The 23118-nt window shown below is 66.0% G+C and carries 23 protein-coding genes; 4 read left to right on the top strand and 19 right to left on the bottom strand.

Annotated elements, in window-relative coordinates:
• Positions 1–36: 36 nt before the first annotated feature.
• Entirely contained in the window at positions 37–1341 is a 1305-nt protein-coding gene (locus AC1DFC_RS14780) for an aspartate aminotransferase family protein (protein WP_007839293.1), read from the top strand.
• On the opposite strand, the gene AC1DFC_RS14775 is transcribed toward AC1DFC_RS14780, so the two are convergent.
• The 15 genes from AC1DFC_RS14775 to AC1DFC_RS14705 all read right to left on the bottom strand — a co-directional run bounded on the left by AC1DFC_RS14775 (position 1301) and on the right by AC1DFC_RS14705 (position 17439).
• On the bottom strand, positions 1301–2398 hold the full coding sequence (locus tag AC1DFC_RS14775) for an NAD(P)/FAD-dependent oxidoreductase (protein ID WP_478179483.1): 1098 nt from the start codon (positions 2396–2398) through the stop codon (positions 1301–1303). The genes AC1DFC_RS14780 and AC1DFC_RS14775 overlap by 41 nt on opposite strands.
• Positions 2356–2685 carry a ferredoxin FdxA gene (gene fdxA / locus AC1DFC_RS14770; RefSeq protein WP_007839295.1) on the bottom strand — a complete coding sequence of 110 codons (330 nt, stop codon included), beginning with the start codon at positions 2683–2685 and terminating at the stop codon, positions 2356–2358. Before fdxA ends, AC1DFC_RS14775 begins: the two co-directional genes overlap by 43 nt.
• A gap of 41 nt (positions 2686–2726) precedes the next feature.
• Positions 2727–4067 (bottom strand): sulfate adenylyltransferase subunit 1, encoded by a 1341-nt coding sequence (locus tag AC1DFC_RS14765; protein ID WP_413311560.1) that lies wholly within the window; start codon positions 4065–4067, stop codon positions 2727–2729.
• Positions 4067–5020: a sulfate adenylyltransferase subunit CysD gene (gene cysD, locus AC1DFC_RS14760; RefSeq protein ID WP_007839298.1), complete on the bottom strand. Its 954-nt coding sequence runs from the start codon at positions 5018–5020 to the stop codon at positions 4067–4069. Before cysD ends, AC1DFC_RS14765 begins: the two co-directional genes overlap by 1 nt.
• Positions 5021–5063: 43 nt before the next feature.
• Positions 5064–5684, bottom strand: a complete 621-nt coding sequence (locus tag AC1DFC_RS14755) for a phosphoadenosine phosphosulfate reductase domain-containing protein (RefSeq protein ID WP_007839299.1) — start codon at positions 5682–5684, stop codon at positions 5064–5066.
• A gap of 20 nt (positions 5685–5704) precedes the next feature.
• Positions 5705–6100 carry a DUF934 domain-containing protein gene (locus AC1DFC_RS14750; protein ID WP_007839303.1) on the bottom strand — a complete coding sequence of 132 codons (396 nt, stop codon included), beginning with the start codon at positions 6098–6100 and terminating at the stop codon, positions 5705–5707.
• Entirely contained in the window at positions 6097–7875 is a 1779-nt protein-coding gene (locus AC1DFC_RS14745; RefSeq protein ID WP_478179482.1) for a nitrite/sulfite reductase, read from the bottom strand. The genes AC1DFC_RS14750 and AC1DFC_RS14745 overlap by 4 nt, the downstream gene beginning before the upstream one ends.
• A gap of 268 nt (positions 7876–8143) precedes the next feature.
• A complete protein-coding gene (locus AC1DFC_RS14740; RefSeq protein WP_007839305.1) occupies positions 8144–8962 on the bottom strand; it encodes a M55 family metallopeptidase in 819 nt (272 codons plus the stop codon).
• A gap of 16 nt (positions 8963–8978) precedes the next feature.
• Positions 8979–10037 (bottom strand): P1 family peptidase, encoded by a 1059-nt coding sequence (locus AC1DFC_RS14735; protein WP_413311565.1) that lies wholly within the window; start codon positions 10035–10037, stop codon positions 8979–8981.
• A gap of 14 nt (positions 10038–10051) precedes the next feature.
• Complete coding sequence (gene gsiD, locus AC1DFC_RS14730; RefSeq protein WP_478179481.1) at positions 10052–10972, bottom strand: glutathione ABC transporter permease GsiD; 921 nt, start codon at positions 10970–10972, stop codon at positions 10052–10054.
• A gap of 10 nt (positions 10973–10982) precedes the next feature.
• Positions 10983–11903 carry a glutathione ABC transporter permease GsiC gene (gsiC, locus tag AC1DFC_RS14725; protein ID WP_007839308.1) on the bottom strand — a complete coding sequence of 307 codons (921 nt, stop codon included), beginning with the start codon at positions 11901–11903 and terminating at the stop codon, positions 10983–10985.
• 79 nt (positions 11904–11982) lie between these two features.
• Positions 11983–13536, bottom strand: coding sequence for a glutathione ABC transporter substrate-binding protein GsiB (gene gsiB, locus AC1DFC_RS14720; protein ID WP_478179480.1), 1554 nt, complete (start codon positions 13534–13536; stop codon positions 11983–11985).
• 56 nt (positions 13537–13592) lie between these two features.
• Complete coding sequence (locus AC1DFC_RS14715) at positions 13593–15470, bottom strand: dipeptide ABC transporter ATP-binding protein (RefSeq protein WP_478179479.1); 1878 nt, start codon at positions 15468–15470, stop codon at positions 13593–13595.
• Positions 15471–15511: 41 nt separating this feature from the next.
• Positions 15512–16471, bottom strand: a complete 960-nt coding sequence (locus tag AC1DFC_RS14710; protein WP_478179478.1) for an isoaspartyl peptidase/L-asparaginase family protein — start codon at positions 16469–16471, stop codon at positions 15512–15514.
• Complete coding sequence (locus AC1DFC_RS14705) at positions 16468–17439, bottom strand: MurR/RpiR family transcriptional regulator (protein ID WP_478179477.1); 972 nt, start codon at positions 17437–17439, stop codon at positions 16468–16470. The genes AC1DFC_RS14710 and AC1DFC_RS14705 overlap by 4 nt, the downstream gene beginning before the upstream one ends.
• Before the next feature lie 335 nt (positions 17440–17774).
• Here AC1DFC_RS14705 and AC1DFC_RS14700 point away from each other — a divergent pair, with 335 nt between their 5' ends.
• Complete coding sequence (locus AC1DFC_RS14700) at positions 17775–18224, top strand: MerR family DNA-binding protein (protein ID WP_478179476.1); 450 nt, start codon at positions 17775–17777, stop codon at positions 18222–18224.
• Between the two features lie 54 nt (positions 18225–18278).
• On the opposite strand, the gene AC1DFC_RS14695 is transcribed toward AC1DFC_RS14700, so the two are convergent.
• The 4 genes from AC1DFC_RS14695 to AC1DFC_RS14680 all read right to left on the bottom strand — a co-directional run bounded on the left by AC1DFC_RS14695 (position 18279) and on the right by AC1DFC_RS14680 (position 20640).
• The gene (locus AC1DFC_RS14695; RefSeq protein WP_413331548.1) at positions 18279–18725 is read right to left on the bottom strand and encodes an SRPBCC family protein; all 447 of its coding nucleotides are present in this window, start codon (positions 18723–18725) and stop codon (positions 18279–18281) included.
• Positions 18726–18845: 120 nt separating this feature from the next.
• Positions 18846–19319 (bottom strand): GNAT family N-acetyltransferase, encoded by a 474-nt coding sequence (locus AC1DFC_RS14690; RefSeq protein WP_413331549.1) that lies wholly within the window; start codon positions 19317–19319, stop codon positions 18846–18848.
• Between the two features lie 110 nt (positions 19320–19429).
• Complete coding sequence (locus tag AC1DFC_RS14685; RefSeq protein ID WP_413331550.1) at positions 19430–19978, bottom strand: hypothetical protein; 549 nt, start codon at positions 19976–19978, stop codon at positions 19430–19432.
• A complete protein-coding gene (locus tag AC1DFC_RS14680) occupies positions 19975–20640 on the bottom strand; it encodes a peptidoglycan recognition protein family protein (RefSeq protein WP_478179475.1) in 666 nt (221 codons plus the stop codon). Before AC1DFC_RS14680 ends, AC1DFC_RS14685 begins: the two co-directional genes overlap by 4 nt.
• A 258-nt stretch (positions 20641–20898) precedes the next feature.
• On the opposite strand from AC1DFC_RS14680, the gene AC1DFC_RS14675 reads away from it, so the two are divergent.
• Positions 20899–21927: an aldo/keto reductase gene (locus AC1DFC_RS14675; protein ID WP_478179474.1), complete on the top strand. Its 1029-nt coding sequence runs from the start codon at positions 20899–20901 to the stop codon at positions 21925–21927.
• A gap of 18 nt (positions 21928–21945) precedes the next feature.
• Complete coding sequence (locus AC1DFC_RS14670; protein WP_413331587.1) at positions 21946–23118, top strand: NAD(P)/FAD-dependent oxidoreductase; 1173 nt, start codon at positions 21946–21948, stop codon at positions 23116–23118.

The following is a 23118-nucleotide window of genomic DNA, read 5'->3' as shown; positions in this document are numbered from 1 at the left end:
AAGAGGCGAGCGCCTCGCCATCCGAAGGACATAGCCATGACCCATGCCGCCACCGACCGCGCCCTTGCAGGGGCGCACCAGCGCTTCACCGACAGCAACCCGGCCAGCCGCAGCCAGTTCGAGGAACAGGCGCGCTACATGCCCGGTGCCAATAGCCGCTCGGTGCTGTTCTATGCGCCGTTTCCGCTCACCATTGCCCGGGGCGAAGGCGCGGCGCTGTGGGATGCCGACGGCCACCGCTATGCCGACTTCATCGCCGAGTACACGGCAGGCGTCTATGGCCATTCGGCGCCCGAGATACGCGACGCCGTCGTCGAGGCGATGCAAAGCGGCATCAACCTTACGGGCCACAACCTGCTCGAAGGCCGGCTCGCAAGGCTCATCTGCGAGCGCTTTCCGCAGATCGAGCAGCTGCGCTTCACCAATTCGGGAACCGAAGCGAACCTGATGGCGTTGACGGCGGCTCTGCATTTCACGGGACGCCGCAAGATCGTGGTGTTCTCGGGCGGCTACCACGGCGGCGTACTGGGTTTCGGCGCCAGGCCGTTGCCGACCACCGTGCCGTTCGACTTCCTGGTGCTGCCCTACAACGACACGCAGGCAGCGCGCGAGCAGATCGAAAGGCACGGCACCGAGATCGCCGCTGTTCTGGCCGAGCCGATGCAGGGGGCGAGCGGCTGTATTCCGGGGCGTCTCGACTTCCTGCAGGCATTGCGTGAGTCGGCCACGCGCGTCGGCGCATTGCTGGTCTTCGACGAGGTGATGACCTCGCGCCTCGCGCCGCACGGACTGGCGAACAGGCTGGGCATCCGGTCGGACCTGACCACGCTGGGCAAGTACATCGGCGGCGGCATGTCCTTCGGCGCCTTCGGCGGGCGGGCCGACGTGATGGCGCTGTTCGACCCGCGCACCGGGCCGCTCTCGCATTCGGGCACCTTCAACAACAACGTGATGACGATGGCGGCCGGCCATGCCGGGCTTACGAAGCTGTTCACGCCCCAGGCGGCCGCCGCGCTGGCCGGGCGCGGCGAGGCGATGCGCGCGCGGCTCAATGCGTTGTGCGCGGCGGAGGATGTGGCCATGCAGTTCACCGGCGTGGGGTCGCTGATGAACGCGCATTTCCTGCGCGGCGAGGTGCGCCGCGTGGACGACCTGGCGGCGGTCGACGGACGGCTTCGGCAGCTGCTGTTCTTCCACCTGCTGGAGCAGGGCATCTATGCCTCGCCGCGCGGCTTTGTCGTGCTGTCGCTGCCCTTGACCGATGCGGACATCGACCGCTACGTTGCCGCCATCGGCAGCTTCATCGGCGAGTACCGCGCGCTGTTGCCTCGCGGGCAGTAGCCACGCCCAGCAGCTCGTGCAGCCGCGTGCTGGTGGTCGTGTACTGCAGCGGCACGGCTTTGCCCGGAAAGACGATGGCCGTGGCGCCCCAGGCCGCCAGCGTGGCTTCGTGGAAGCCGCAGACGATGAGTTTTTTCTTGCCCGGGTAGGTGTTGATGTCGCCTACCGCGAACACGCCGCGCTCGCGGGTTTCGTACTTCTCGGTGTCGACGGGCACCTGCTTGCGCTCGAGTTCCAGGCCCCAGTCGGCGATGGGGCCGAGGCGCGGGGAGATGCCCAGGCAGGCGATCAGCGCGTCGAGCGGCAGATCGACGGTCGTTGCATCGGGCGTGGTGAGCTGCAGTTGCTTGCCGTCGAATGCGGTCGGTTGGCCGACCTGGAAGGCCAGCTTGCCCGCGGCCACGAGGGCTCGCATTGAGGCAACGGTGGTTTCGTCGGCCTGGAAGCCATCGCGGCGGTGGACCAGCGTGACCTGCTTCGCAACGGCCGTGAGCGCGATGGCGGTTTCGAGCGCGATGTCGTCACCGCCGTTGACCACCACGGTCTGGCCGCCAAAGCGCTCCAGCGAATCGGGGTGATAGAAAAGCGATGCGCCCTCGAATTGCGCAATGCCCTCGATGGCGATGCGCTTGGGCACGAAGGCCCCCACGCCGGCCGCGACGAACACTGTCTTGGCCAGGAAAGCGCTGCCCGCCGAGGTGGTCAGCAGCAGCCGTTCGTCGGCCTGCCTTTCGAGCGTGGCCACCTGCTCGCCGAAATGGAATTGGGGCTTGAAGGGCGCAATCTGCTCCAGCAGCGATTGCGCGAGGCCGCGGCCGCTGGTGACCGGCGTGCCGGGAATGTCGTAGATCGGCTTGTTGCCGTAGAGCGTCACGCACTGGCCGCCCGCGGCGGGCAGCGCATCGACGATGTGGCAGGAGATCTCGAGCAGGCCGAGCTGGAAGGCCTGGAACAGCCCGACCGGACCGGCGCCGATGATGAGGGCGTCGGTTTCGATCGGGGCGGCTTGCGTGCTCAGCGCACCAGCTCCCCGACCTTGTCGGTCTTGTCTTTCCACTCTTCAGCGTCAGGCAGCGCCGGCTTGCGCTTGGTGATGCTCTTCCAGCCGTCGGCCAGGGCCAGCTCGGCGTTGATCTTGATGAAGGCGATCTGGTTGGCCGGCAGGTCTTCCTCGGCGTAGATCGCGTTGACCGGGCACTCGGGGATGCAGACCGCGCAGTCGATGCACTCGTCCGGATCGATCACCAGCATGTTGGGACCTTCGCGGAAGCAGTCGACGGGGCAAACGTCCACGCAGTCGGTGTATTTGCAGCGGATGCAGGCTTCGGAGACGACGTGGGTCATTTGTCTTTTAACGTCAGTTTGATCGGGGAAAACCCCTGATTTTAGGCCTTTGCGGCGGCAGGCTGCACGAGCACGGCAGCAGCGGTCTTGTGGGAGGCGGTATCGACCAGCACCAGCGAGCCCAGTGCACGCGATTGCGTGAAGGGCAGCACGGCCAGCGGCTGCTGCAGCGCGAGCACCACGTCGCCGATGGCATTGGCTTCCAGCTGCGTTGCCGGCTCCGATTCGAGCGTCGTGATGTTCACGCGATCGACGATGCGCGCCACCTTGGCCTTGACCCAGCGGTGGCCCTGCAGCGCCCAGTACACACGGCCCGCGACCAGAGGCTCGTCGTCGAGCCAGGCCACGGTGGCCGTGATCTCGCGCACCGGCTCGAAGGCCTCGGGCGCCAGCAGCCAGTCGCCACGCGACACGTCGACCTCGCGGTCGAGCACGATGCCGGCGCTGTGGCCCGCATGCACCGACTTCGGCTGGCGCGTATGGCTCAGCACCTGCGCGACCGTGGCGGTCTGGTTGCTCGGCAGCACGGTCACGCGCTGTCCGGGTTCCACATGGCCCGAGGCGACGCGGCCCCAGAACACGCGGCGGCCTTGCGAGGTGTCGGCGGAGGCCGAGAACTTCTCGACCCACTGCACCGGAAAGGCGAAAGGCACGGCCTCGTCCTGCGCCGTCACGGGCAGTTCCTCGAGCAGCTCCAGCAGGCTCGGACCTTCGTAGCCGACCCAGTCGGCATGGCGCGTGGCCACGTTCCAGCCCTTGAGCGCGGAGATCGGCACGATGGCCGCGACCTGCACGCCGGCCGCTTCGGCAAAAGCGTTCAGCGCGGCCGAGATGCGCTCGAAGGCGAGTCCGGCGTCGTCGATGGCGTCGAGCTTGTTGACCGCGAACACGATCGACTGAACGCGCAGCAGGTGGCACAGCAGCGAATGGCGGCGCGTCTGCGGCAGCAGCTCGCGCTTGACGACCGTGCCGTCTTCCACTTCGGCGGCCCAGGCCAGCTTGGTCGCATCGACCAGCACCACGGCAGCGTCGGCGGCCGAGGCGGCCGTGACCATGTTGCGCGTGTACTGCTCATGGCCCGGCGCGTCGCCGATGATGAACTTGCGCTTGGCGGTCGAGAAGTAGCGGTAGGCCACGTCGATCGTGATGCCCTGTTCGCGCTCGGCCGAGAGGCCGTCGGTCAGGAGGGCGAGGTCGGTCTCGCCGCCGCGCTGCACGCCGGCGAGCTGGTCCTGCAGCACGGTCTTGCTGTCGACCAGGAGGCGGCCGATCAGCGTGCTCTTGCCATCGTCGACCGAGCCGCAGGTGATGAAGCGCAGAGCGGTGCCGGTGTCGCCGTGAGCGGCGAGTTCTTGGGGGGAGGCTGTCGTCGTCGCGCTCATCAGAAGTAACCGTCTTTCTTGCGTTTTTCCATGGATGCTTCGGAGGTCATGTCGTCCATCCGGGTGGCGCCGCGTTCGCTCACGTCGACCGACAGCGTTTCGAGCACCACGTCGCCCGCATCGGCCGCGAGGCTCTCGACCGGGCAGGTGGTCGTGATGTCGCCCACGGTGCGGAAGCGCACGTCGCGCACCTGCACGGTTTCGCCGTCGCGCGCCGGGGTCAGCCCGGTCACCGGCACCAGCAGGCCGCGGCGCTCGACCACTTCACGCTTGTGCGTGTAGTAGATCGACGGCAGGCCGACGTGTTCGCGCTCGATGTATTGCCACACATCGAGCTCGGTCCAGTTCGAGATCGGGAACACGCGGAAGTGCTCGCCGGGAGCGAGGCGCGTGTTGAACAGCGTCCACAGCTCGGGGCGCTGGTCCTTGGGCTGCCATTGGCCGAAGGAGTCGCGGTGCGAAAAGATGCGCTCCTTGGCGCGGGCCTTTTCCTCGTCGCGACGGGCGCCGCCGATCAGCGCGTCGAAGCGGAACTCCTCGATGGCTTCGAGCAGCGTCACCGACTGGTGCGCATTGCGCGATTCGCCGGGGTGCGCGAGGCGCACGGTGCCGCGCTTCATCGAGTCTTCGACGCTGCGCACGATCAGTTCGGCGCCCAGCTCCTTCGCGCGCTGGTCGCGGTAGTCGGTCACTTCGGGGAAGTTGTGGCCGGTGTCGATCATCAGCAGCGGATAGGGAATGCGGCCGGCGCCAAAGGCCTTTTCCGCGCACTTCAGCAGCACCAGCGAATCCTTGCCGCCCGAGAACAGCAGGGTGGGCCGCTCGAAGGCGGCCGCGACCTCGCGCAGGATGAAGACGGTTTCTTCTTCGAGTGCATCGAGGTGCGTGTTGGACAGGCGCGCGGGAGAGTGCATGGGCGGCTGCAGCAGTTCGGTTTCGGTACGGGCGTTCATCGGAGGGGATGCTGGATGCGGTGAATCGGTGAGACCTTGGCTCTCAGTGCGCAAGATGCAATCCGCACTCGCGGTTGTCTTCGCCCTTGGTCGGGTCCACGTAATCGAAGTTGTTCGGCAGGCCATGCGCCTCGCAGTACTCGTACAGCTCCTTGGACGACCAGTGCAGCAGCGGCGCGACCTTGATGAGGCCGTCCGGATTGACGCTGACCGGGTCCATCTGCGCACGCACGGCCGTATCGGTGGCCCGCAGCGCGGTGAACCAGACCTTGGGTGCCGTCTCGCGCAGCGCGCGGGCAAAGGGCTCGAGCTTCACTTCTTCCGTGAAGGCGGCATGGCGCGGATCGTCGAGCGCCGGCGTCGGGCCTTCCACCGCTTCGCGATGCGCACGCGAGCGGCGCGGCAGGTAGATGTGCAGGTCCAGGCCCAGTTGCTTCGTCACCTCGTCGGCAAAGCGGTAGGTGGCCTCGGTGTTGTAGCCGTTGTCCATCCAGACCACGGGAACATCCCGCTTGGCGCGCGTGACCATGTGCAGGATCACCGCCTCGAACGGGCGGAAGTTGGTGGTGACGATGGTGGGCTGCCCCAGGCCGATCGCCCAGTCCACCAGGCCCTCGGCGTTGCGGCCGAGTTCGGCGTTGATTTTGGTGAGGTCCATGCTCATGGCTGAAGGTCTCTCGGGGTTCAGGCGCCGGCCACGAAGTGCGGCGCGGTCTTCACCGCATCGCCCTGGTAGAACGCGGCGAAGCGGTCGAACTGGCGCTGCGCGTCGGAGGCGTCCACGCCTTCCTTGAGCACGGCGCTGGAGAAGCCGGTGCGTTCCATCTGCACCAGCTGGTCGATCAGCACGTCGCCGGTGGCGCGGATGTCGCCCTTGAAGCCCAGGCGGCGGCGCAGCAGGAAGGCCTGGCTGTAGGCGCGGCCGTCGGTGAACTTCGGAAAGTTCAGGTCGATGCGCTCGATGTCTTCCAGGCACACCTCGATGGCGAGCGGGTCTGCGTCGTTCGGCAACTGCAGCACTTTCGGGTCGCCGTCGTCCACATGTTCTTCGGCGGCCAGGATGTTCAGGTTCTTCTTCATGCTGCTTCCTCCACCTTGAAACGCGCACCGTTGGCCGCGGCCTTGAACGGGTCATGGCCCACGCGGCGCAGCGTGTCGATGAAGTTCTCGCCGCTCTCGCGGGTGTCGCGGTACGCGGTGAGCACGGCCTCGATCACGCCCGGCACTTCTGCCGCCGAGAACGAGGGGCCGACCGCCTTGCCGGCCTGCGGCGTACCGCTGAGCGCGGAGCCGTCGGAGCCGCCGAGGGTGACCTGGTACCACTCCTTGCCGTCCTTGTCGACGCCCAGGATGCCGATGTGGCCGCTGTGGTGGTGGCCGCACGAGTTGATGCAGCCGCTGATGTGCAGGTCGATCTCGCCCAGGTCGTCGAGCTCGTCGAGGTCCTGATAGCGCTCGGTGATCGCTTCGGCGATGGGAATGGAGCGCGCATTGGCCAGCGCGCAGAAGTCGCCGCCGGGGCAGGCGATCATGTCGGTCAGCAGGTGCACGTTGGCGCTGGCAAAGCCGGCAGCGCGGGCGGCAAGCCACAGCGCATGCAGGTCTTCGGCATGCACCCAGGGCAGCACGACGTTCTGGTCGTGCGTCACGCGGGCTTCGCCGGCCGAGAAGCGGTCGGCCAATTGCGCGAGCGTGTCGAGCTGGTCGGCCGAGGCATCGCCGGGCGCCTGTTTCAGGCGCTTGAACGACAGCGTCACGGCGCGCAGCGCGGGGTTCTTGTGTGGCGCCACGTTGCGCGCCAGCCAGCGGGCGAACATGACGTCGTCGGCGGCCTGGGCGCGCAGCTCGGCGTCGGTCTTCTCGGCGCTTTGCAGCACGCGGGTGGCGAGCGTCGGCGGCACGAAGGATGCGGCCACGCGGTCGTACTCTTCCTGCGTGATGGTGTGCGGCGCGCCGTCGTGCTCGAGGATCTGCTTGTACTCGGCGTCGACGTCGTCGATGTAGCGCTGGCCCTCGGCCTTCACCAGGATCTTGATGCGCGCCTTGTAGATGTTGTCGCGGCGGCCATAGCGGTTGTACACACGAATCACCGCTTCGAGGTAATTCATGATCTGCTGCCACGGCAGGAACTCGCGCAGCACGGTGCCGATGATGGGGGTGCGGCCCATGCCGCCGCCCACCTGCACGCGGAAGCCGATTTCGCCGGCCGCGTTCTTCACGATGTGCAGGCCCACGTCATGCCAGCCGGTCGCGGCGCGGTCTTCGGTGGCGCCGGTGATGGCGATCTTGAACTTGCGCGGCAGGAACGCGAACTCGGGGTGTAGCGTGCTCCACTGCCGCATGATTTCCGCGAACGGGCGCGGATCGGCGATTTCGTCGACGGCAATGCCGGCGCGCTCGTCGCTCGTGATGTTGCGGATGCAGTTGCCGCTGGTCTGGATGCCGTGCATGTCGACCGAAGCCAGCAGGTCCATCACGTCGGCCGACTTGGCGAGCGGAATCCAGTTGTACTGGACGTTCTGGCGCGTCGAGAAATGGGCGTAGTGCGTCGGGAGCTTGTGGCTGCCGAGCAGGCCCTGCGTCTCGACGGCCTTTTTGTAGACCTCGGCTTCGGGCTCGTCGTACTCCCGGGCGATGCGGGCCAGCACGCGGATCTGGCGGCTGGAGAGCTCGCCGTAAGGCACGGCCACGCGCAGCATCGGCGCGTAGCGCTGGACATACCAGCCGTTTTGCAGCCGAAGGGGGCGGAACTCGTCCTCGTGAAGACGGCCTTTTTGCCAGCGCTCGAGCTGGTCTCGGAATTGGGCGGCTCGTTGATGAACGAACTGTCGGTCGAATTCTGTGTATTGGTACATCGTGCGTGTGTCTTGAAGTGCAGTGCGTCCATCGCCCCAGCAAGAAGCCGAGATTCTGAAAGCCGGCCTTATGGAAACAAACTATTTTTTGGTTCGCGCCTTATGCGGATAAGCTTATTCCCCAGCATCCATGCGGGTTGCGGGACGGTTGGATGCTTATTCCGGATAAGGGCGCGGGTGCCCTGCATGGGCAAGGATAAGCCCCGCGGCGAGGCCGGGATGTCCCCGGGCCTGTTTTCCTGTTCGCCCTGGAAGAGGGCGTAATGCTTTAGCGCAGCATCGACGACATGGCCGAGCAGCAATTCAGCATGCGCACCGCGGCTTCGACCGTCTCGGCGGTGAAACGAAGCGTGACGCCGTCCACGCGCTCGAAAGCCGGCCACTGGCAGAACAGGTCGGCCAGCGCGGGCGACTGGGCGCGCAGCGTCACGGTCTGCGGGCCCTCGAAGACGAGCGGCTTCGCCCGGGAGCGGGCGGCCAGCGCTTCTTCCACGCCCGCGCGAATTGCTCGTCGGGATTGCTCGGGTGACAGCGATACGCCACTGTTGCACCCCGTGGCCTTCTTGGTTTCGACGAAGGTCGCGTGCGGAAAGAGCGGCCGGTTCTCGGCAATGAACACGTCGTCTCCACTGCCCATCACTACAGGCACGCCATATTCCCCGGCCAGCGCGCCGTAGAGCCCGGCTTCGCCCAACTCCTGCCCGCCGAGCGAGATGCTTGCAAAGGCAAAGCTGTTGATCGTGTGCGCCAGGATGCCGCGCCCCTGCGCGCGCGAGTGATAGCCCACCATGCAGACCGCGTCGACGCCTTCCTCGACCCCGGCCACCATGCTCAGGTAGCGCGGCTTGCCCTGCACCACGCGGGCGCGCGCGTCGAGCACGTCGGGCGGCATGTTGCGAAAGCCGCCGTGCGAGTCGTTCACCAGCACTTCGGTGGCACCCGCGTCGAAGGCACCGGCAATCGCCGCGTTGGCCTCCTGCGCCATCAACAGGCGCGCACGCTCGTACTCGGGGTTGCCCGCGCGCACTTGCTCGGAGTGATAGACGCCGGCGACGCCTTCGATGTCGGTGGAGATCAGGACTTTCATGGGCGGTGCGATCAGGTCAGGCTCGAGAAGAAAAGGTGGCTGCGGGCAGGAGTTCGCTCAGCGCGGCGCGGTGGTTGCCGTCACGGCCGGTCACGGCCTCGGCGCGCCACAGCGCATGGATGATCGCCTGCTCGGTGCTGTCGGCCGCGGCCTGGAAGAGGCCGTCGAGCAGCCCGTCGTGCAGCATCGCCAGGACCGGCATCGGCCGCTCGACCTGGTCGGGCACGGTGTAGGCGGTGGAAAAAGCCAGCACGATGTCGCCGCTGCCGTGCCCGAAGACCGAGCCCGTGCGGGCCAGCCCCGCGCCCGCGCGCAGCGCGAGGCGGCGCAACTGGCGCGCATCGAGCGGCGCGTCGGTGGCGACGACGATGATGATCGAGCCCTTTTCAGGCTCCTTGCATTCGGCCGAGCCTTGCGTCGCCAATCGCTCGCCGACCGCATGCCCCGCCAGCACCAGTTGCGGCTGGCGCCCATAGTTCGCCAGCACCAGTGCGCCGACGGTGTGCACCGCGCTGTCGGGGGCCGAGACGCGGCGCGATGCGCTCCCGATGCCGCCCTTGAGCTGGAAGCTCGACATGCCGCGTCCCGCGCCGACCGAGCCTTGCGCGAAGTCGACGCCGGCGTTGCCGAGCGCACGCAGGTAGTCCGACTCGGTCACAGCCAGCCGTTGGATGTCGTTGAGGAAGCCGTCGTTGCACTCGAAGACCAGCGGGTTTACCGTCGGCAGCGACCGGCCGCTCTCGGGGTTCGCCGCAACGCAATGCCGGATCTGCGCCGTGGCCACCGTGCCGACCGAGAAGGTGTTGGTCAGCGCGATTGGCGTCTCGAGCACGCCGAGTTCGGCGAGTTGCACCAGCCCCACGCTCTTGCCGAAGCCGTTGAGCACCACGGCGGCCGCGGGCACCTTGTCGCGGAACGGGTCTCCCGCGTGGGGCCGGATCACCGTCACGCCGGTCTGCACGGCACCGTCGCTGAGCGTCTGGTGACCCACGGTGACGCCCGCGACGTCGGTGATGGCATTGCGCGCGCCCTGGAGCAGGTTGCCGATGAAGGGCAGGGAGGTCGTCGATGGCATGAAGAAAAAGCGGGCTACTGGCGGTCGATCTTCGGATCGAGCGCGTCGCGAAGCGCATCGCCGAGCAGGTTGAAGGCGAGCACGGTGAAGAAGATGGCCAGGCTGGGGAACAGCGCCACGTGCGGCGAGGTCACCATGTCGGCGCGGGCCTCGCTGAGCATCGCGCCCCATTCGGGCGTCGGCGGCTGCGCGCCCATGCCCAGGAAGGAGAGGCTGGCCGCCGTGATGATCGACGTGCCGACGCGCATCGAGAAATACACCACGATCGAGGAGATGGTGCCCGGCAGGATGTGCCGCACGATGATGGTCCAGTCGGATGCGCCGATGCTGCGCTCGGCCTCGATGTAGGTCTGCTGCTTGAGCACCAGCGTGTTGCCGCGCACGAGCCGCGCGAACGCCGGCACGCTGAACACCGACACGGCCACCACCACGTTGGTCATGCTGCTGCCCAGGATGGCGACCACGCCGAGCGCGAGAAGAATGCCGGGGAAGGCGAACAGCACGTCGGAGATGCGCATCACGATGCGGTCCCACCAGCCTTCGTAGTAGCCGGCCAGCAGGCCGAAGGCGGTGCCGATGATGCCGCCCAGCACCACTGACAGGAAGCCCGCCATCAGCGAGATGCGCGCGCCGGCCAGGATTCGGCTGAAGATGTCGCGCCCGAGTGGATCGACGCCGAACCAGTGCACGGCCGAGGGGCCGGTGTTGAGCATGTCGTAGTCGAAGAAGTTCTCCGGATCGAAGGGCACGATCCAAGGTGCGAACACCGCGACGAACACCAGCAGCAGCACGAACACCGCGGCGACGATGCCCACAGGTTGCTTCTTGAAGCGGCGCCAGCATTCGCCCCAGGGCGTGCGGACCTTGCCCGCGGTTTGAACCGCCACCACGGGCGGAGTGATCGATTCGGCGGTCACGCCGGTGGCTTGCGTCATGTCGGCTGCCTCACTTGTAGCGGATGGTGGGGTTGATGTAGCCGTAGAGCACGTCCACCACCAGGTTGATCAAAATGAATTCGAGCGAGAACAGCAGCACCAGCGTCTGGATCACGGGGTAGTCGCGCATCTGCACGGCATCGACCAGCAGGCGCCCGAGGCCCGGCCAGTTGAAGACGGCCTCGACCAGGATCGAGCCGCCCAGCAGGAAGCCGAACTGCAGGCCCATCATCGTGACCACCGGGATCAGCGCGTTGCGCAGCGTGTGCTTGAACACCACGCTGGATTCGTGCACGCCCTTGGCGCGCGCGGTGCGCACGAAGTCTTCCTGGATCACCTCGACGAAGGAGGCCCGCGTGAAGCGCGCCATCACGGCCGCCACGGCCGCGCCCAGCGTGATCGAGGGCAGGATGTAGTGCTTCCAGCTGCTGGCCCCCACCGTGGGCAGCCAGCCGAGCTGGACCGAGAAGATCTGCATCAGCAGCATGCCGAGTGCAAATGCGGGGAAAGAGATGCCCGACACGGCGAGCGTCATGCCCAGCCGGTCCGGCCATTTGTTGCGGTACACCGCCGACACGATGCCGATGCCCATGCCGAAGATCACCGCCCACACCATGCTGGTGATGGTCAGCATCACCGTCGGGAAGAAGCGTTCGCCGATCTCCGCCGACACCGGCCGCCGGGTGCGGATGGAGGTGCCGAAGTCGCCCTGCAGCATGTGGGAGAAGAAGTTCACGAACTGCTGCGGCAGCGGCTTGTCCAGCCCGAGCTCCGCGCGGACCATGGCCACGGTCTGCTCGTCGGCGTCCTGGCCGGCGGCAAGTCGCGCCGGGTCGCCGGGCAGCATGTGGACGAACAGGAACACCAGCACCGCCACGATGAGCAGCGTGGGGATCAGGCCCAACAGTCGTTTGAGGAAGTAATTCAGCATGGGGTGCGGTTGCCGCGGGCGGGCGATGGCGGCATGCCATCGGCCGTCGGGCAGTCAGTCAGGAAACGAGGAGCCGGGATCAGTTCGACGTGGCGATCGCGTCGATGTTGATGTTGCCGTCAGGCATCACGAACACGCCCGAGAGACGCTTGGCGTGCGCCGACAGGTTCTGCTCGGTGACCAGAGGAATACGCGGCAGATCCTTCTGGAGCTGTTCCTGAGCCGCCTTGTAGAGCGCAGCCTTCTCCTTGTCGTCCACCGCGGCGAGGGCCTTGGCGATGTTGCCGTCGACCAGATCGTTCTTGTAGTACGCGTAGTTGGCGAGCTTCGGCGGCCAGGCTTCCGAGGCGAATAGCGGGCGCAGTGCCCAGTCGGCTTCCCCGGTGGAAGACGACCAGCCCACGTAGTACATGCGTACCTTGGCGGTCGCTGGATCGGCCCAGGTTTCGACCCATTCGGTGCGCTGCCCCACTTCGAGCGCCTGCACCTGCAGCTTGATGCCCACCTGTGCGAGCTGCTGCTGCACGAACTGAATGACCTTCTGAGAAGTCGTGTTGTTGTAGTGGCTCCAGAGCACCGACTCGAAGCCGTTCGGATAGCCTGCTTCGGTCAGCAGTTGCTTTGCCTTCTTGACGTCGTAGCCGATTGGCGCCATCTTTTCGGCGAACTTGACGCCCTGCGGCACAAAGCCCTGCGCCGGGAATGCGAAGCCGCTGAAGGCAACCTTGGCGAGCGCGTCCTTGTTGATGGCGTAGCCGATGGCCTCGCGCACCTTGGGGTTGTCGTATGGTTTCTGCAGCACGTTGAACGTGAGAAAGCGCGTGATGATCGAAGGCGTAGTCGTCACTTCGAGCTTGTCGCTCTTCTTCAGCAGCTCGGCCTGCTCATAGGGAATGGGAAACGCGAAGTCGGCCTCACCGGTCTGCAGCATCGCGGCGCGCGTGTTGTTCTCGAGCACAGGCTTCCACGAGACGTTGTCGACCTTCGGGTAGCCCTTCTTCCAGTAGCCGTCGAACTTCTTGGCCTTGACGGCTTCGGTCTGCTTCCACTCGACGAATTCGAAGGGGCCCGTGCCCACGGGGTGGAAGGCGATGTCCTTGTTGCCCCACTTCTTCAGCGCGGTGGGCGAGATCATGGCGGCCGATGCGTGGGCCAGCGAGTTGATGAAGGGGCCGAAGGGCTCCTTCAGCGTGATTCGCACGGTGCTGGGGTTCACCGCTTCGACCTTGCCCACGCGGTTGAACTGGTTGTAGCGCAGCAGCTTGTTGTCCTGGTTGAGCACGCGGTCGAGCGTGACCTTGACGGCTTCGGCGTTGAAGTCGGTGCCGTCGTGGAACTTGACGCCGCTGCGCAGCTTGATGGTGTAGACCAGGCCGTCTTTCGAGACGTCGTAGCTCTCGGCGAGCACGTTCTGCACCTTCAGGTCCTTGTCGAACTGGAACAGGCCTTCATAGAAGGTCTTGGTGACGGCGGTGGTCAGGGTGGTGTTGGTGTTGTAGGGGTCCAGCGTCTCGGGCTGCGCGGCGATCGACAGCACCACGTCTTTCGCGGCCAGTGCCGTGCCCGATGCGGCCAACGCGGCCAGGCCCAGCAATGCCGATGCCCATCGCAGAGAGGAAGAAGATTGCTTCATGGAAAGAACTCCAGTCGGTTCGAGGAAAAAAGCAGGAGGGCCTGCGGGTTGAAAAATCAGAAAGCGCCGCCGATGGCGTGCCGTGCAACGAAGTGGCCGGGCGCGACCTGCACCAGCGGCGGCACCTCGGGCTCGTCGCCCACCGCGCGGATCGGGCTGGGGATCTCGCCTTCGAGCAGCGCGCGCGGCTTGTGGCGGCGCGACGGGTCGGCCACCGGCACCGCGGCCATCAGCTTGCGCGTGTAGGCGTGCTGCGGCGCCTCGAAGACGGCGCGGCGAGGGCCGATCTCGACGATCTGGCCCAGGTACATCACGGCCACGCGGTGGCTGATGCGTTCCACCACCGCCATGTCGTGCGAGATGAAAAGGAAGGCCACGCCCAACTCGCGCTGCAGGTCGAGCATCAGGTTGACGATCTGCGCCTGGATCGACACGTCCAGCGCCGACACCGATTCGTCGGCCACCACCACCTTGGGGTTGAGCGCGAGCGCGCGTGCAATCGCAATGCGCTGCCGCTGGCCGCCCGAGAACTCGTGCGGATAGCGCTGCGCCACCTCGGGCGGCAGGCCGACCTTCTGCAGCAGCCAGTCGACGCGCTGCTGCGCCTCGGCGCCCTTGGCAATGCCGTGGATGAGCAGCGGCTCCATGATCGAGAAGCCCACCGTCACGCGCGGATCGAGCGAGGCGAACGGGTCCTGGAAGATGAACTGGATATTGCGGCGCAGCGCCTGCAGCTCGCGCGTGGGCAGCTCGCGGATGTTCTTGCCGCCGAACTCGATCGCGCCGCTCTGGCTTTCGACCAGGCGCAGCAGCGAGCGGCCAGTGGTCGACTTGCCGCAGCCCGATTCGCCGACCAGCGCCAGCGTCTCGCCGGGGTACAGGTCGAAGCTGATCTTTTCCACCGCATGCACTCGGCGCTTCACGCGGCCGAAGATGCCGCTGCGCACGTCGAAGCGCGTGACGAGGTCGCGCACGCGAAGAATGGGGCCGGTGTCCTGGCGCACCGTGTCTTGCTGCGTGGGCGCCTCGACGGGCACGGTGTCGGCGTTGGCCTCGGTGCGCAGCAGTTCGAACTTGGCCGGCAGGTCGGTGCCCTGCATCGCGCCGAGCTTGGGCACGGCCGACAGCAGCGCTTTGGTGTAGGGGTGCTGCGGTGCCGCGAACACGGTGTCAGAACTGCCGGCTTCCACCTTGTCGCCGCGGTACATCACGAGCACGCGGTCGGCGATTTCGGCGACCACGCCCATGTCGTGCGTGATGAAGAGCACGCCCATGCGCATTTCTTTCTGCAGCTCGCGGATGAGCTGGAGGATCTGCGCCTGGATCGTCACGTCGAGCGCGGTGGTCGGCTCGTCGGCAATCAGCAGCTGCGGCTTGCACGACAGCGCCATTGCGATCATCACGCGCTGGCGCATGCCGCCCGACAGCTGGTGCGGAAAGCGGTCGAGCACATTGCGCGCTTCAGGAATGCGCACCAGCTCCAGCATGCGCAAGGCTTCCGCGCGCGCGGCCGAGTCGCTCTTGCCCTGGTGGATGCGGATGGCCTCGGCAATCTGCTCGCCGGCCGTGAACACCGGGTTCAGCGATGTCATCGGCTCCTGGAAGATCATCGCGATGTCCGCGCCGCGGATGTTGCGCATCGTGGTGTCGCGTGCCTGCGCGAGGTCGAGCACTTCGCCGTTGCGGCGGCGGAAGGTCATGCGCCCATCGAGGATGCGCCCACCGCCATGCTCCACGAGCCGCATCAGCGCGAGCGAGGTGACCGACTTGCCCGAGCCCGATTCGCCCACTACCGCGAGCGTTTCGCCGTGGTCGACGTGGAAGGACAGCTTCTTGACGGCATCAACCGTGCGCTCGGAGGTCGAGAAGCGAACGGTGAGGTCGTCGACGGCGAGAACGCGGCCGTCCGGCAGGGCGAGGACAGGGGTGGACATGGGAGTGCGAAGAAAAATTGGGGGCGTACGTTGGTGCGTCGTCAGGCGAAGATGGCCGTATGGGGCGCTTCGTCGCCGCGCGCGTGGCCTCGGTACATGCCTTCGGTGTTGAAGGCCAGGCTCAGGTTGCCGTGGCGGTCGACGGCGATCAGCCCGCCGGTGCCGCCGATGGCGGGCAGCGACTGGTGCACCACGGCGTGCGTGGCCGCTTCGAGCGTGGCGCCGCCGTAGGCCATGCGCGCGCAGATGTCGTACGCGGCTGCGACGCGGATGAACATTTCGCCGCTGCCGGTGCACGAAATAGCGGCCGTGCGGTCGTCGGCGTAGGTGCCGGAGCCGATGAGCGGCGTATCGCCGACGCGGCCCACGCGCTTGTTGGTCATGCCGCCGGTCGAGGTGGCGGCGGCCAGGTGGCCGTGGATGTCGAGCGCCACGGCGCCGACGGTGCCGAACTTCTTGTCTTCGTTCAGCGGCGGCTTGGTCATGGCGGCGCCTTCGTGGTCGGTGACCACGCGGCCCGTGTCGCGCACGCGGTACAGCTGCTGGCGGCGCGCGTCGGTCGAGAAGAAGAAGGGCTCGACCATCTCCAGGCCGCGGTCGCGCGCGAAGGCCTCGGCGCCCGCACCGGCCAGCAGCACGTGGGCGCCGTCCTCCAGCACGGCGCGCGCGGCGCGCACCGGGCGGCGCACGTGGCTCACGCCGGCGATGGCGCCGGCGGCGAGCGTGGCGCCGTCCATCACGGCCGCGTCGAGCTCGTGCGTTTCCTCGTGCGTGAACACCGCGCCGTAGCCGGCATTGAAGAGCGGGCAGTCTTCGAGCATCTCGACCGCCAGGCAGGTGGCGTCGAGCGCGGACATGCCCTTGAGCAGCGCGGCCTGCGCGGCGCGCACGATGGCCTGCAGCGCGTCGTGGTAGGCCTGCGCCTGCTCGGGGTTGGTCGTCGAGGCGCTGATGGTGCCGGCGCCGCCGTGGATGGCGATGACGGGCGTGACGTTCTTCATCGGGAAGCTTTCTTCTTTTTCCTGCCGGCGTCGGAAGCGACGGCGGCAGACAGGGATGGCATGGAGACCTCGCCGCGCACATGGCCCTGGCCCAGTCCGCCGTGCAGCCACGGGCGCACTGCCTGCAGGATGCGGCCGGCCGATTGCGCCGCGCCCGGCGCGCGCAGGGCGACCGCGCTGGTCAGCGCTTCGATCAGCGCGAGCACGCTGGTTTCGCAGTTGGGGCGGTAGCTGGTTTCGGTCTGGCAATACAGCACCACGTCGGCCAGCGGCGCGAGCGGTGAGCTGGGACGGTCGGTCAGCGCGAGCACCGCGCAGCCCTGGCCGCGCGCGATCTGCGCCAGCGCCACCGTGTCGGTGAGGTAGCGCGGAAAGGTCAGGCCGATGAACAGGTCTTGCGGCCCCGCGTGCATCAGCGTGCGCGCCGCATGGGTGATGCCGCTCACGCTGGAGAGCATGCGCACGTCGCTGCACGAGCCATCGAGGCCGTGTTGCAGCAGCCCCGCGAGCCAGGCGCTGGCGCCGAAGCCGCCGATGTAGATCGAGCGTGCCTTCAGGATGCGCTGCACCGCGGCCTCGCAAGCCGCGTAGTCCAGCGACTGGCGCGTGGCCTCGATGTTGCGGCGGCTCTCGTCGAGCGCCGTGGCGAACACCTCGGCGACCGTGGTCGGGCGCTCCAGGTTGCCGCGCAGCCGTTCGACCGGCGCCACCAGCGACTCGAAGCCGCGCACGAGTTCGGCGCGGAAGGTGGCGTAGCCGTCGAAATCCAACGCCCGCGCGAAGCGGTTGGCCGTGGCGACCGATACGCCCGCCGCGGTTGCCAGCTCGTCGATGGGCAGCGTCGCAACCTGCAGCGGGTGCTCGAGCACGAAGTCGGCCACCTGCCGGTGCGAACGCGTCAGCCGCGGCAACGCCTGCGCGATGCGCTGGGCCACGGTGGTGCCATTGGTGTCGACGTTGGTGCTCATGGGGCAGGCGATGCACCTCGAAGGGTGCTAGTGATGAAAATGAATTTACAAATATATGACAGATAAGAAAATTTTCTGTCATTTCCGATCGTAGACGCAAATACCGGGCCAGAAGAGAGGGGGCATTTGAGGGTTTGCCCGGGGTGGACAAGCCAGGCGGGCAGGTCTCGAAAAACTCATCGTGCCGCTTAAAGCAAGCGAAACGGAGCAATTCAACCCGACTCGCAGTGAACTCAGCGAGCCTGACCCCCTTGCGCGCCAAGGTCATGCGGCGGCTTGACTCTGCCATGGTGTGAAGGCTGAGACTTTTGCGTTTTGGTTCGAAGGAGAACTTCATGGGACATCCCACGGCGCCGACTGCTGCGGCGCGCCTATCCCTTGCCGACGTGGTTGCCCGCTCCGGTGCGTCCGCGCAACTGCTGCACGACTGCGAATCGCTCGGGCTGCTCGACGGCACCGACGCGGACGGCCATCTCTACGACGAGCAAACCGTGTCGACACTGCGCTTCGTACGACGGGCGCACACGCTGGGCTTCGACACAGCGGAAGTCGTCGAGCTGCATGCTCTGTGGCAAGACGGGCGCCGCGCGAGTTTCGATGTGAAGCGCGTCGCGCTCGAACGGGCCGAGGAACTGGCCCAGCGGATCGAAGAGCTCGCGCACATGAAGCGCCTGCTGGAGCGCCTGGCCCACTGCTGCGAAGGTGACGAGCGTCCCGAGTGCCCCATTCTGGAAGAACTGGCCGGGCTCGAGGGATTTGCCGGCTGTGAGGCGCGGCATGGGTGACGCCGGCGCGGGCACGCCGCGCCGCCCTTCAAACGGTTTCGAAGCGCAAGCGCCTCAACCCGGAATGTTCGGCTCGACCAGTTGGGCCAGCGCGATCAGCGATTCCTGCCAGCCCAGGTAGCACATCTCGGCGGGAATCACGTCGGGGATGCCTTCCTGCACGACGGACATGTCGGTGCCGCAGGACACCGCGGTCAGGGTCACGGTGGTCTTCATCGTGCCTGGAAGATGGGGATCGTCGAAGCTGGCGTCGTAGGCAATGCGCTGGCCGGGAACGAGTTCCAGATACTTGCCGCCGAACGAGTGGCTGTGGCCGGTGCCGAAGTTGGTGAAGGACATGCGCCAGGCGCCGCCCACCACGGGCTCCATGGTGTGGACCTTGCCGGTGAAGCCGAAGGGCGGCAGCCAGCGCTCGAACGCGCCGGCCTCCACGAAGGCACGATAGAGCCGGTCGGGGGAGGTGCGCAGGACGCGGTGCAGACGAACAATGTTGGTAGCCATGGTTGCTTACTCCTGAAGAACAGAGGACGACCCTCTGTGGTTACGTCGGATGAGCCCGTTGCGATTCGACATGCCCCAGGATTAGGAAAAACCCTGAGTCAACGCCTCACGCCTCACGCCTCAATCGATGAACCGTGCGCCACGATTCGTCGTCTTTTGCATGAACACGCTCAACGGATCGTCGGGATAGTCGCCGAAGCGCTCGCGCCGCGCATACCCCGCGCGCGCATAGAACGCGAGCGCCTCTGGCTGGCTCACGCCCGTCTCCAGCCGGAACAGGGTGCAACCGCGCGCCGTGGCTTCGCCTTCGAGAAAGCTCAGCATCTTCGCCGCAACGCCTTGCTCGCGGTTTTGCGGGCGCACATACATGCGCTTGAGTTCGCCGTAGCCGGGGTTCATGACGAGGGCGCCGCAGCTGATGGCCGTGCCCGCTTCGTCGCGCGCCACCGCGAACAGCACGTGCATCGCCGACAGTGCCGCAATGTCGATGCCATGGTGGCTCTCGGGCGAATACAGCGGCTTCTGGTACGCATCGAGGTCGTCGATGAGCTGGATGACGTCGGGCTGGTCGGGGCGCTCGAGGGCAATGTTCATGCGGAGGATTTCGTTGGGTCGCCGGATCTTATGGTGTCCCTGAGGCCAAAAGGAGAACCCCGCCGCAGCGGGGTGGGAGAGTCGTTGCCCTGGCGGGCGCGTCAGGGCCGTTAGCGGCTGTCCCGGAACCACTTCAGCCGGCGCTCCACCTCGTCAGGCGGAAACTTCCCTTCAGCCGCCAGTTTCCTCAGCGCTCGCTCGTGCGCTCGATACAGCGCGTCCTTCAGGAGAGCCATCTTGCGCTTCCTGCAAGGATCGCAGTCGTAGAAGCTGCCTGGAACTGCGGTAGGTTCAAGTTTGGCGTTCGCCTCGAAGGTATTGATTCTTCCCGTAGGTTCGATCCCGATGACGATGATCTTTCCATTCCTGAAAGTGACTGACGCACCACCCGAGCATCCTGTCCTTTCCGTATCCTCGCTGAAGTAGGATTTCTTCGAGATCCTGCGCATGTGCTTCAGTGCGTGCCGCACATCTTCCTCGGTCAGGATGACATCGGAGCAGTCCAGGAAGTTTTTGTCTTCCCAGGCAGACCTGCTGGAGGGATCGACGATTTCGATCTTCTCTACGGAATAGAGCGGATATCGTTTGTCGGCCGCGTAAGTCGAAGCAGTTGTTGCCGCCGTGAATAGCGTGAGCAAGAGGATGCCGGCTTTGGTCATGGTGTGGGTAGAGACAGATTCCAATTTGCGCCCTGTGCCTCTGTCGGCTTCTTTCTGCTGGCATCGGGATGCCGAAAGATTTCTCCCGGGGCGATCTGCATGGAATCTTGAAGCACGTCGACAAGCCACGAGAGCGATTGATTTTGAGCGGCAGTTGGTGAGGGAAAGATGCCAGCTTCCCCTCGCAATTCTTCCGCTGACAAGTTTCTGTGCCGGGTTTCTGGCTTGAAACCTTCCGGCAGCCTTGCCCTGCCAACCATCTCGATTCCTATGGCTTCCATGTTGCTCGGATACCGGTCGCCAGGTGCCTTGCGCATTTCAATGCGATGCATCGCCGTGGCTCCCACTTTCTCAGGAAAGTCGCGCAACTTGCACGTCCGCATCACCAGGCATCTCGCCTTCAGCGGCCCCACATGATTCGTACGCTGATAAATCGCCGCAGTCTGATAGATGGTCCCATCCGTATCGATGAGAAAGTGCGCGCCATTCGCCTTCGGCCGCTTGTAGCTGTTCAGTGAAGATGCCGATGTGTCGGCATCGGTTTGATGAACGACGATGCCGGTGATCGCACCGGTCCGCCTGCCTCTTTCGATTTCGGGGCTGCGAGCACTTCTGACTCGCGCGTGATTGATCATTCCGTTCGCGTCAATTTCGACAAGCATGCGGGTCCTCCTGAAAATAATTATTTAGTTATCGATTCCCACCAAGGCGTGTCTTTCCATCAATTCACGGCCCAGATCACGGCTTCGCGGCGCATGCTACAGCAGGGAATTCAGTGACGGTTGTCAACTTATTCCGATCGATTTCCACAAAGTCCGCCGGCCTGCAGGGTTCACTGCTTCGTCCAAGAATGGCGCGACGACAAGCCGGTCGGCTTGTCGGTTTTCTCCCCGAATCCGCAAACACGAAGGAGCAGTACTTTGGAATACCGTCAACTAGGTAAATCGGGCCTCAAGGTCCCCGTGTTGAGCTTTGGCACCGGCACCTTCGGAGGCAAGGGCGAGTTATTCAGCGCCTGGGGGAGTACCGACGTGGCCGAGGCGCGCAACTTGATCGACATCTGCATCGATGCCGGCGTCAACATGTTCGACAGCGCCGACGTCTACTCGGGCGGCGCCGCCGAATCGGTGCTCGGCGAGGCGATCAAGGGCCGGCCGCGCGACCGGCTGCTGATCTCGACCAAGGCCACCTTCCGCAGCGGCGAAGGGCCGAACGACGTGGGCTCGTCGCGCCACCATCTCGTGCAGGCCGTCGATGGCGCGCTCAAGCGCTTGGGCACGGACTACATCGACCTCTACCAGCTGCACGGCTTCGACGCGAGCACACCGGTGGAAGAAACGCTTTCGACGCTCGACGACCTCGTGCGCGCGGGCAAGCTGCGCTACATCGGCGTGTCGAACTTCTCGGGCTGGCACCTGATGAAATCGCTGGCCACTTCAGAGCGCTACGGCCTCGCGCGCTATGTCGCGAACCAGGCTTACTACTCGCTGGTCGGCCGCGACTACGAATGGGAGCTGATGCCTCTCGCGCAAGACCAGGGCGTTGGTGCCGTGGTGTGGAGCCCGCTCGGATGGGGCCGGCTCACGGGCAAGATCCGCCGCGGCCAGCCGCTGCCCGCCAAAAGCCGCCTGCACGCGACAGCGGACATGGGCCCGCCGGTGCCGGACGAACTGCTTTACCGCGTGGTCGAGGCGTTGGAAAAGGTTGGCGCCGAAGTGGGCAAGACCGTGCCGCAGGTCGCGCTGAACTGGCTGCTGCAGCGACCGACGGTGTCGAGCGTGGTGGTGGGCGCGCGCGACGAGGCGCAGTTGCGCCAGAACCTCGGCGCCGTGGGCTGGAACCTCACACCCGCGCAGGTTGCGGAACTCGATGCGGCCAGCGCGACGACGCGGGCTTATCCGTACTGGCATCAGCAGGGCTTTCTTGAGCGCAATCCGAATCCGGTCTAGGCTGGCATGAGGCCCCGTATGCGTCGTGTGGTGATCATCGGAGGCGGGGCGATCGGCTCCGCCATCGCCTATTTCCTGACCCGGGACCCGAAGGAGGAGCCCTTCGAGGTCACGGTGGTCGAGCGCGACTTCTCTTACAAGCAGGCGTCCTCGGCCTTGTCCGCGAGCTCGATACGGCAGCAGTTCTCGACCGCCATCAACATCGAGATGTCGCTTTACGGCATCGACTTTTTCCGCGCGCTCGGCGAGACCCTGCGCGTGGGCGATGACGTGCCCGACATAGGCCTGGTCGAGCCCGGCTACCTGTACCTGGCCTCGCCGGCTGGCGTCGACGTGCTGCGCGAGAACCATGCGATGCAGAAGGCGCACGCGGTGGACGTGGCGCTGATGACGCCCGGCGAACTGAAGGCGCGCTTTCCATGGATTTCGACCGAGGGCATTGCGCTCGCGTCGCTGGGCCTCTCGGGCGAGGGCTGGTACGACGGCTACAGCCTGCTGCAGGCCTTTCGCAAGAAGGCCGCCTCTCAAGGCACGCGTTATGTGCAGGCTCATGCAACGGGTTTGCGCCGCAACGGCCGCGCCGTGACGGGTGTGCAGCTGGACCGTGGCGAGACCCTGGAAGCCGAGGTTGTCGTCAACGCCGCGGGCGCATGGGCCGCCCAGGTCGCCGGATGGGCCGGCATCGATCTTCCGGTGCGCGGCCGCCGTCGCAGCGTGTTCAGCTTCTCGTGCCCCGAGACATTGCCGGGCTGCCCGCTGGTGATCGACACCTCCGGCATCTGGCTGCGCCCCGAAGGCCGCCAGTTCATCTGCGGCTTCGCGCCGCCCGAGGACCAGGACCACGACGACGTTCCGCTCGACGTCGAGTACGAAGCCTTCGACAGCTTCATCTGGCCGTCATTGGCCGAGCGCGTGCCGGCCTTCGAGGCCATTCGCATGACCGGTGCGTGGGCCGGCTACTACGAGATGAACGTGTTCGACCACAACGCCATCCTCGGCCTGCACCCGGAGCGCGACAACCTGTACTTCGCCAATGGCTTCTCGGGCCATGGGCTGCAACAGTGCCCGGCCGCAGGGCGCGGCATTGCGGAACTGATCCGCTTCGGCGAGTACCGCAGCCTCGATCTATCGCCGGTGTCTTTCGCGCGCATCCTGGAGAACCGGCCGCTGCTGGAGAAGAACGTGATCTAG

This window comes from Variovorax sp. 10L421 (assembly GCF_056395365.1).
This window is presented reverse-complemented; position numbering and strand designations above follow the sequence as displayed.

Excerpts from the sequence above, each read along its gene's own strand:
- AC1DFC_RS14755 (WP_007839299.1), bottom strand. The coding sequence starts at position 5,684 with ATGAGCATGGACCTCACCAAAATCAACGCCGAACTCGGCCGCAACGCC.
- AC1DFC_RS14780 (WP_007839293.1), top strand. The coding sequence starts at position 37 with ATGACCCATGCCGCCACCGACCGCGCCCTTGCAGGGGCGCACCAGCGC.
- AC1DFC_RS14680 (WP_478179475.1), bottom strand. The coding sequence starts at position 20,640 with ATGCTTGTCGAAATTGACGCGAACGGAATGATCAATCACGCGCGAGTC.
- AC1DFC_RS14710 (WP_478179478.1), bottom strand. The coding sequence starts at position 16,471 with ATGAAGAACGTCACGCCCGTCATCGCCATCCACGGCGGCGCCGGCACC.
- AC1DFC_RS14745 (WP_478179482.1), bottom strand. The coding sequence starts at position 7,875 with ATGTACCAATACACAGAATTCGACCGACAGTTCGTTCATCAACGAGCC.
- gsiC (WP_007839308.1), bottom strand. The coding sequence starts at position 11,903 with ATGCTGAATTACTTCCTCAAACGACTGTTGGGCCTGATCCCCACGCTG.
- AC1DFC_RS14750 (WP_007839303.1), bottom strand. The coding sequence starts at position 6,100 with ATGAAGAAGAACCTGAACATCCTGGCCGCCGAAGAACATGTGGACGAC.
- AC1DFC_RS14705 (WP_478179477.1), bottom strand. The coding sequence starts at position 17,439 with ATGAGCACCAACGTCGACACCAATGGCACCACCGTGGCCCAGCGCATC.
- AC1DFC_RS14715 (WP_478179479.1), bottom strand. The coding sequence starts at position 15,470 with ATGTCCACCCCTGTCCTCGCCCTGCCGGACGGCCGCGTTCTCGCCGTC.
- AC1DFC_RS14765 (WP_413311560.1), bottom strand. The coding sequence starts at position 4,067 with ATGAGCGCGACGACGACAGCCTCCCCCCAAGAACTCGCCGCTCACGGC.
- cysD (WP_007839298.1), bottom strand. The coding sequence starts at position 5,020 with ATGAACGCCCGTACCGAAACCGAACTGCTGCAGCCGCCCATGCACTCT.
- AC1DFC_RS14690 (WP_413331549.1), bottom strand. The coding sequence starts at position 19,319 with ATGAACATTGCCCTCGAGCGCCCCGACCAGCCCGACGTCATCCAGCTC.
- fdxA (WP_007839295.1), bottom strand. The coding sequence starts at position 2,685 with ATGACCCACGTCGTCTCCGAAGCCTGCATCCGCTGCAAATACACCGAC.
- AC1DFC_RS14700 (WP_478179476.1), top strand. The coding sequence starts at position 17,775 with ATGGGACATCCCACGGCGCCGACTGCTGCGGCGCGCCTATCCCTTGCC.
- AC1DFC_RS14685 (WP_413331550.1), bottom strand. The coding sequence starts at position 19,978 with ATGACCAAAGCCGGCATCCTCTTGCTCACGCTATTCACGGCGGCAACA.
- AC1DFC_RS14735 (WP_413311565.1), bottom strand. The coding sequence starts at position 10,037 with ATGCCATCGACGACCTCCCTGCCCTTCATCGGCAACCTGCTCCAGGGC.
- gsiB (WP_478179480.1), bottom strand. The coding sequence starts at position 13,536 with ATGAAGCAATCTTCTTCCTCTCTGCGATGGGCATCGGCATTGCTGGGC.
- AC1DFC_RS14695 (WP_413331548.1), bottom strand. The coding sequence starts at position 18,725 with ATGGCTACCAACATTGTTCGTCTGCACCGCGTCCTGCGCACCTCCCCC.
- AC1DFC_RS14740 (WP_007839305.1), bottom strand. The coding sequence starts at position 8,962 with ATGAAAGTCCTGATCTCCACCGACATCGAAGGCGTCGCCGGCGTCTAT.
- AC1DFC_RS14670 (WP_413331587.1), top strand. The coding sequence starts at position 21,946 with ATGCGTCGTGTGGTGATCATCGGAGGCGGGGCGATCGGCTCCGCCATC.
- gsiD (WP_478179481.1), bottom strand. The coding sequence starts at position 10,972 with ATGACGCAAGCCACCGGCGTGACCGCCGAATCGATCACTCCGCCCGTG.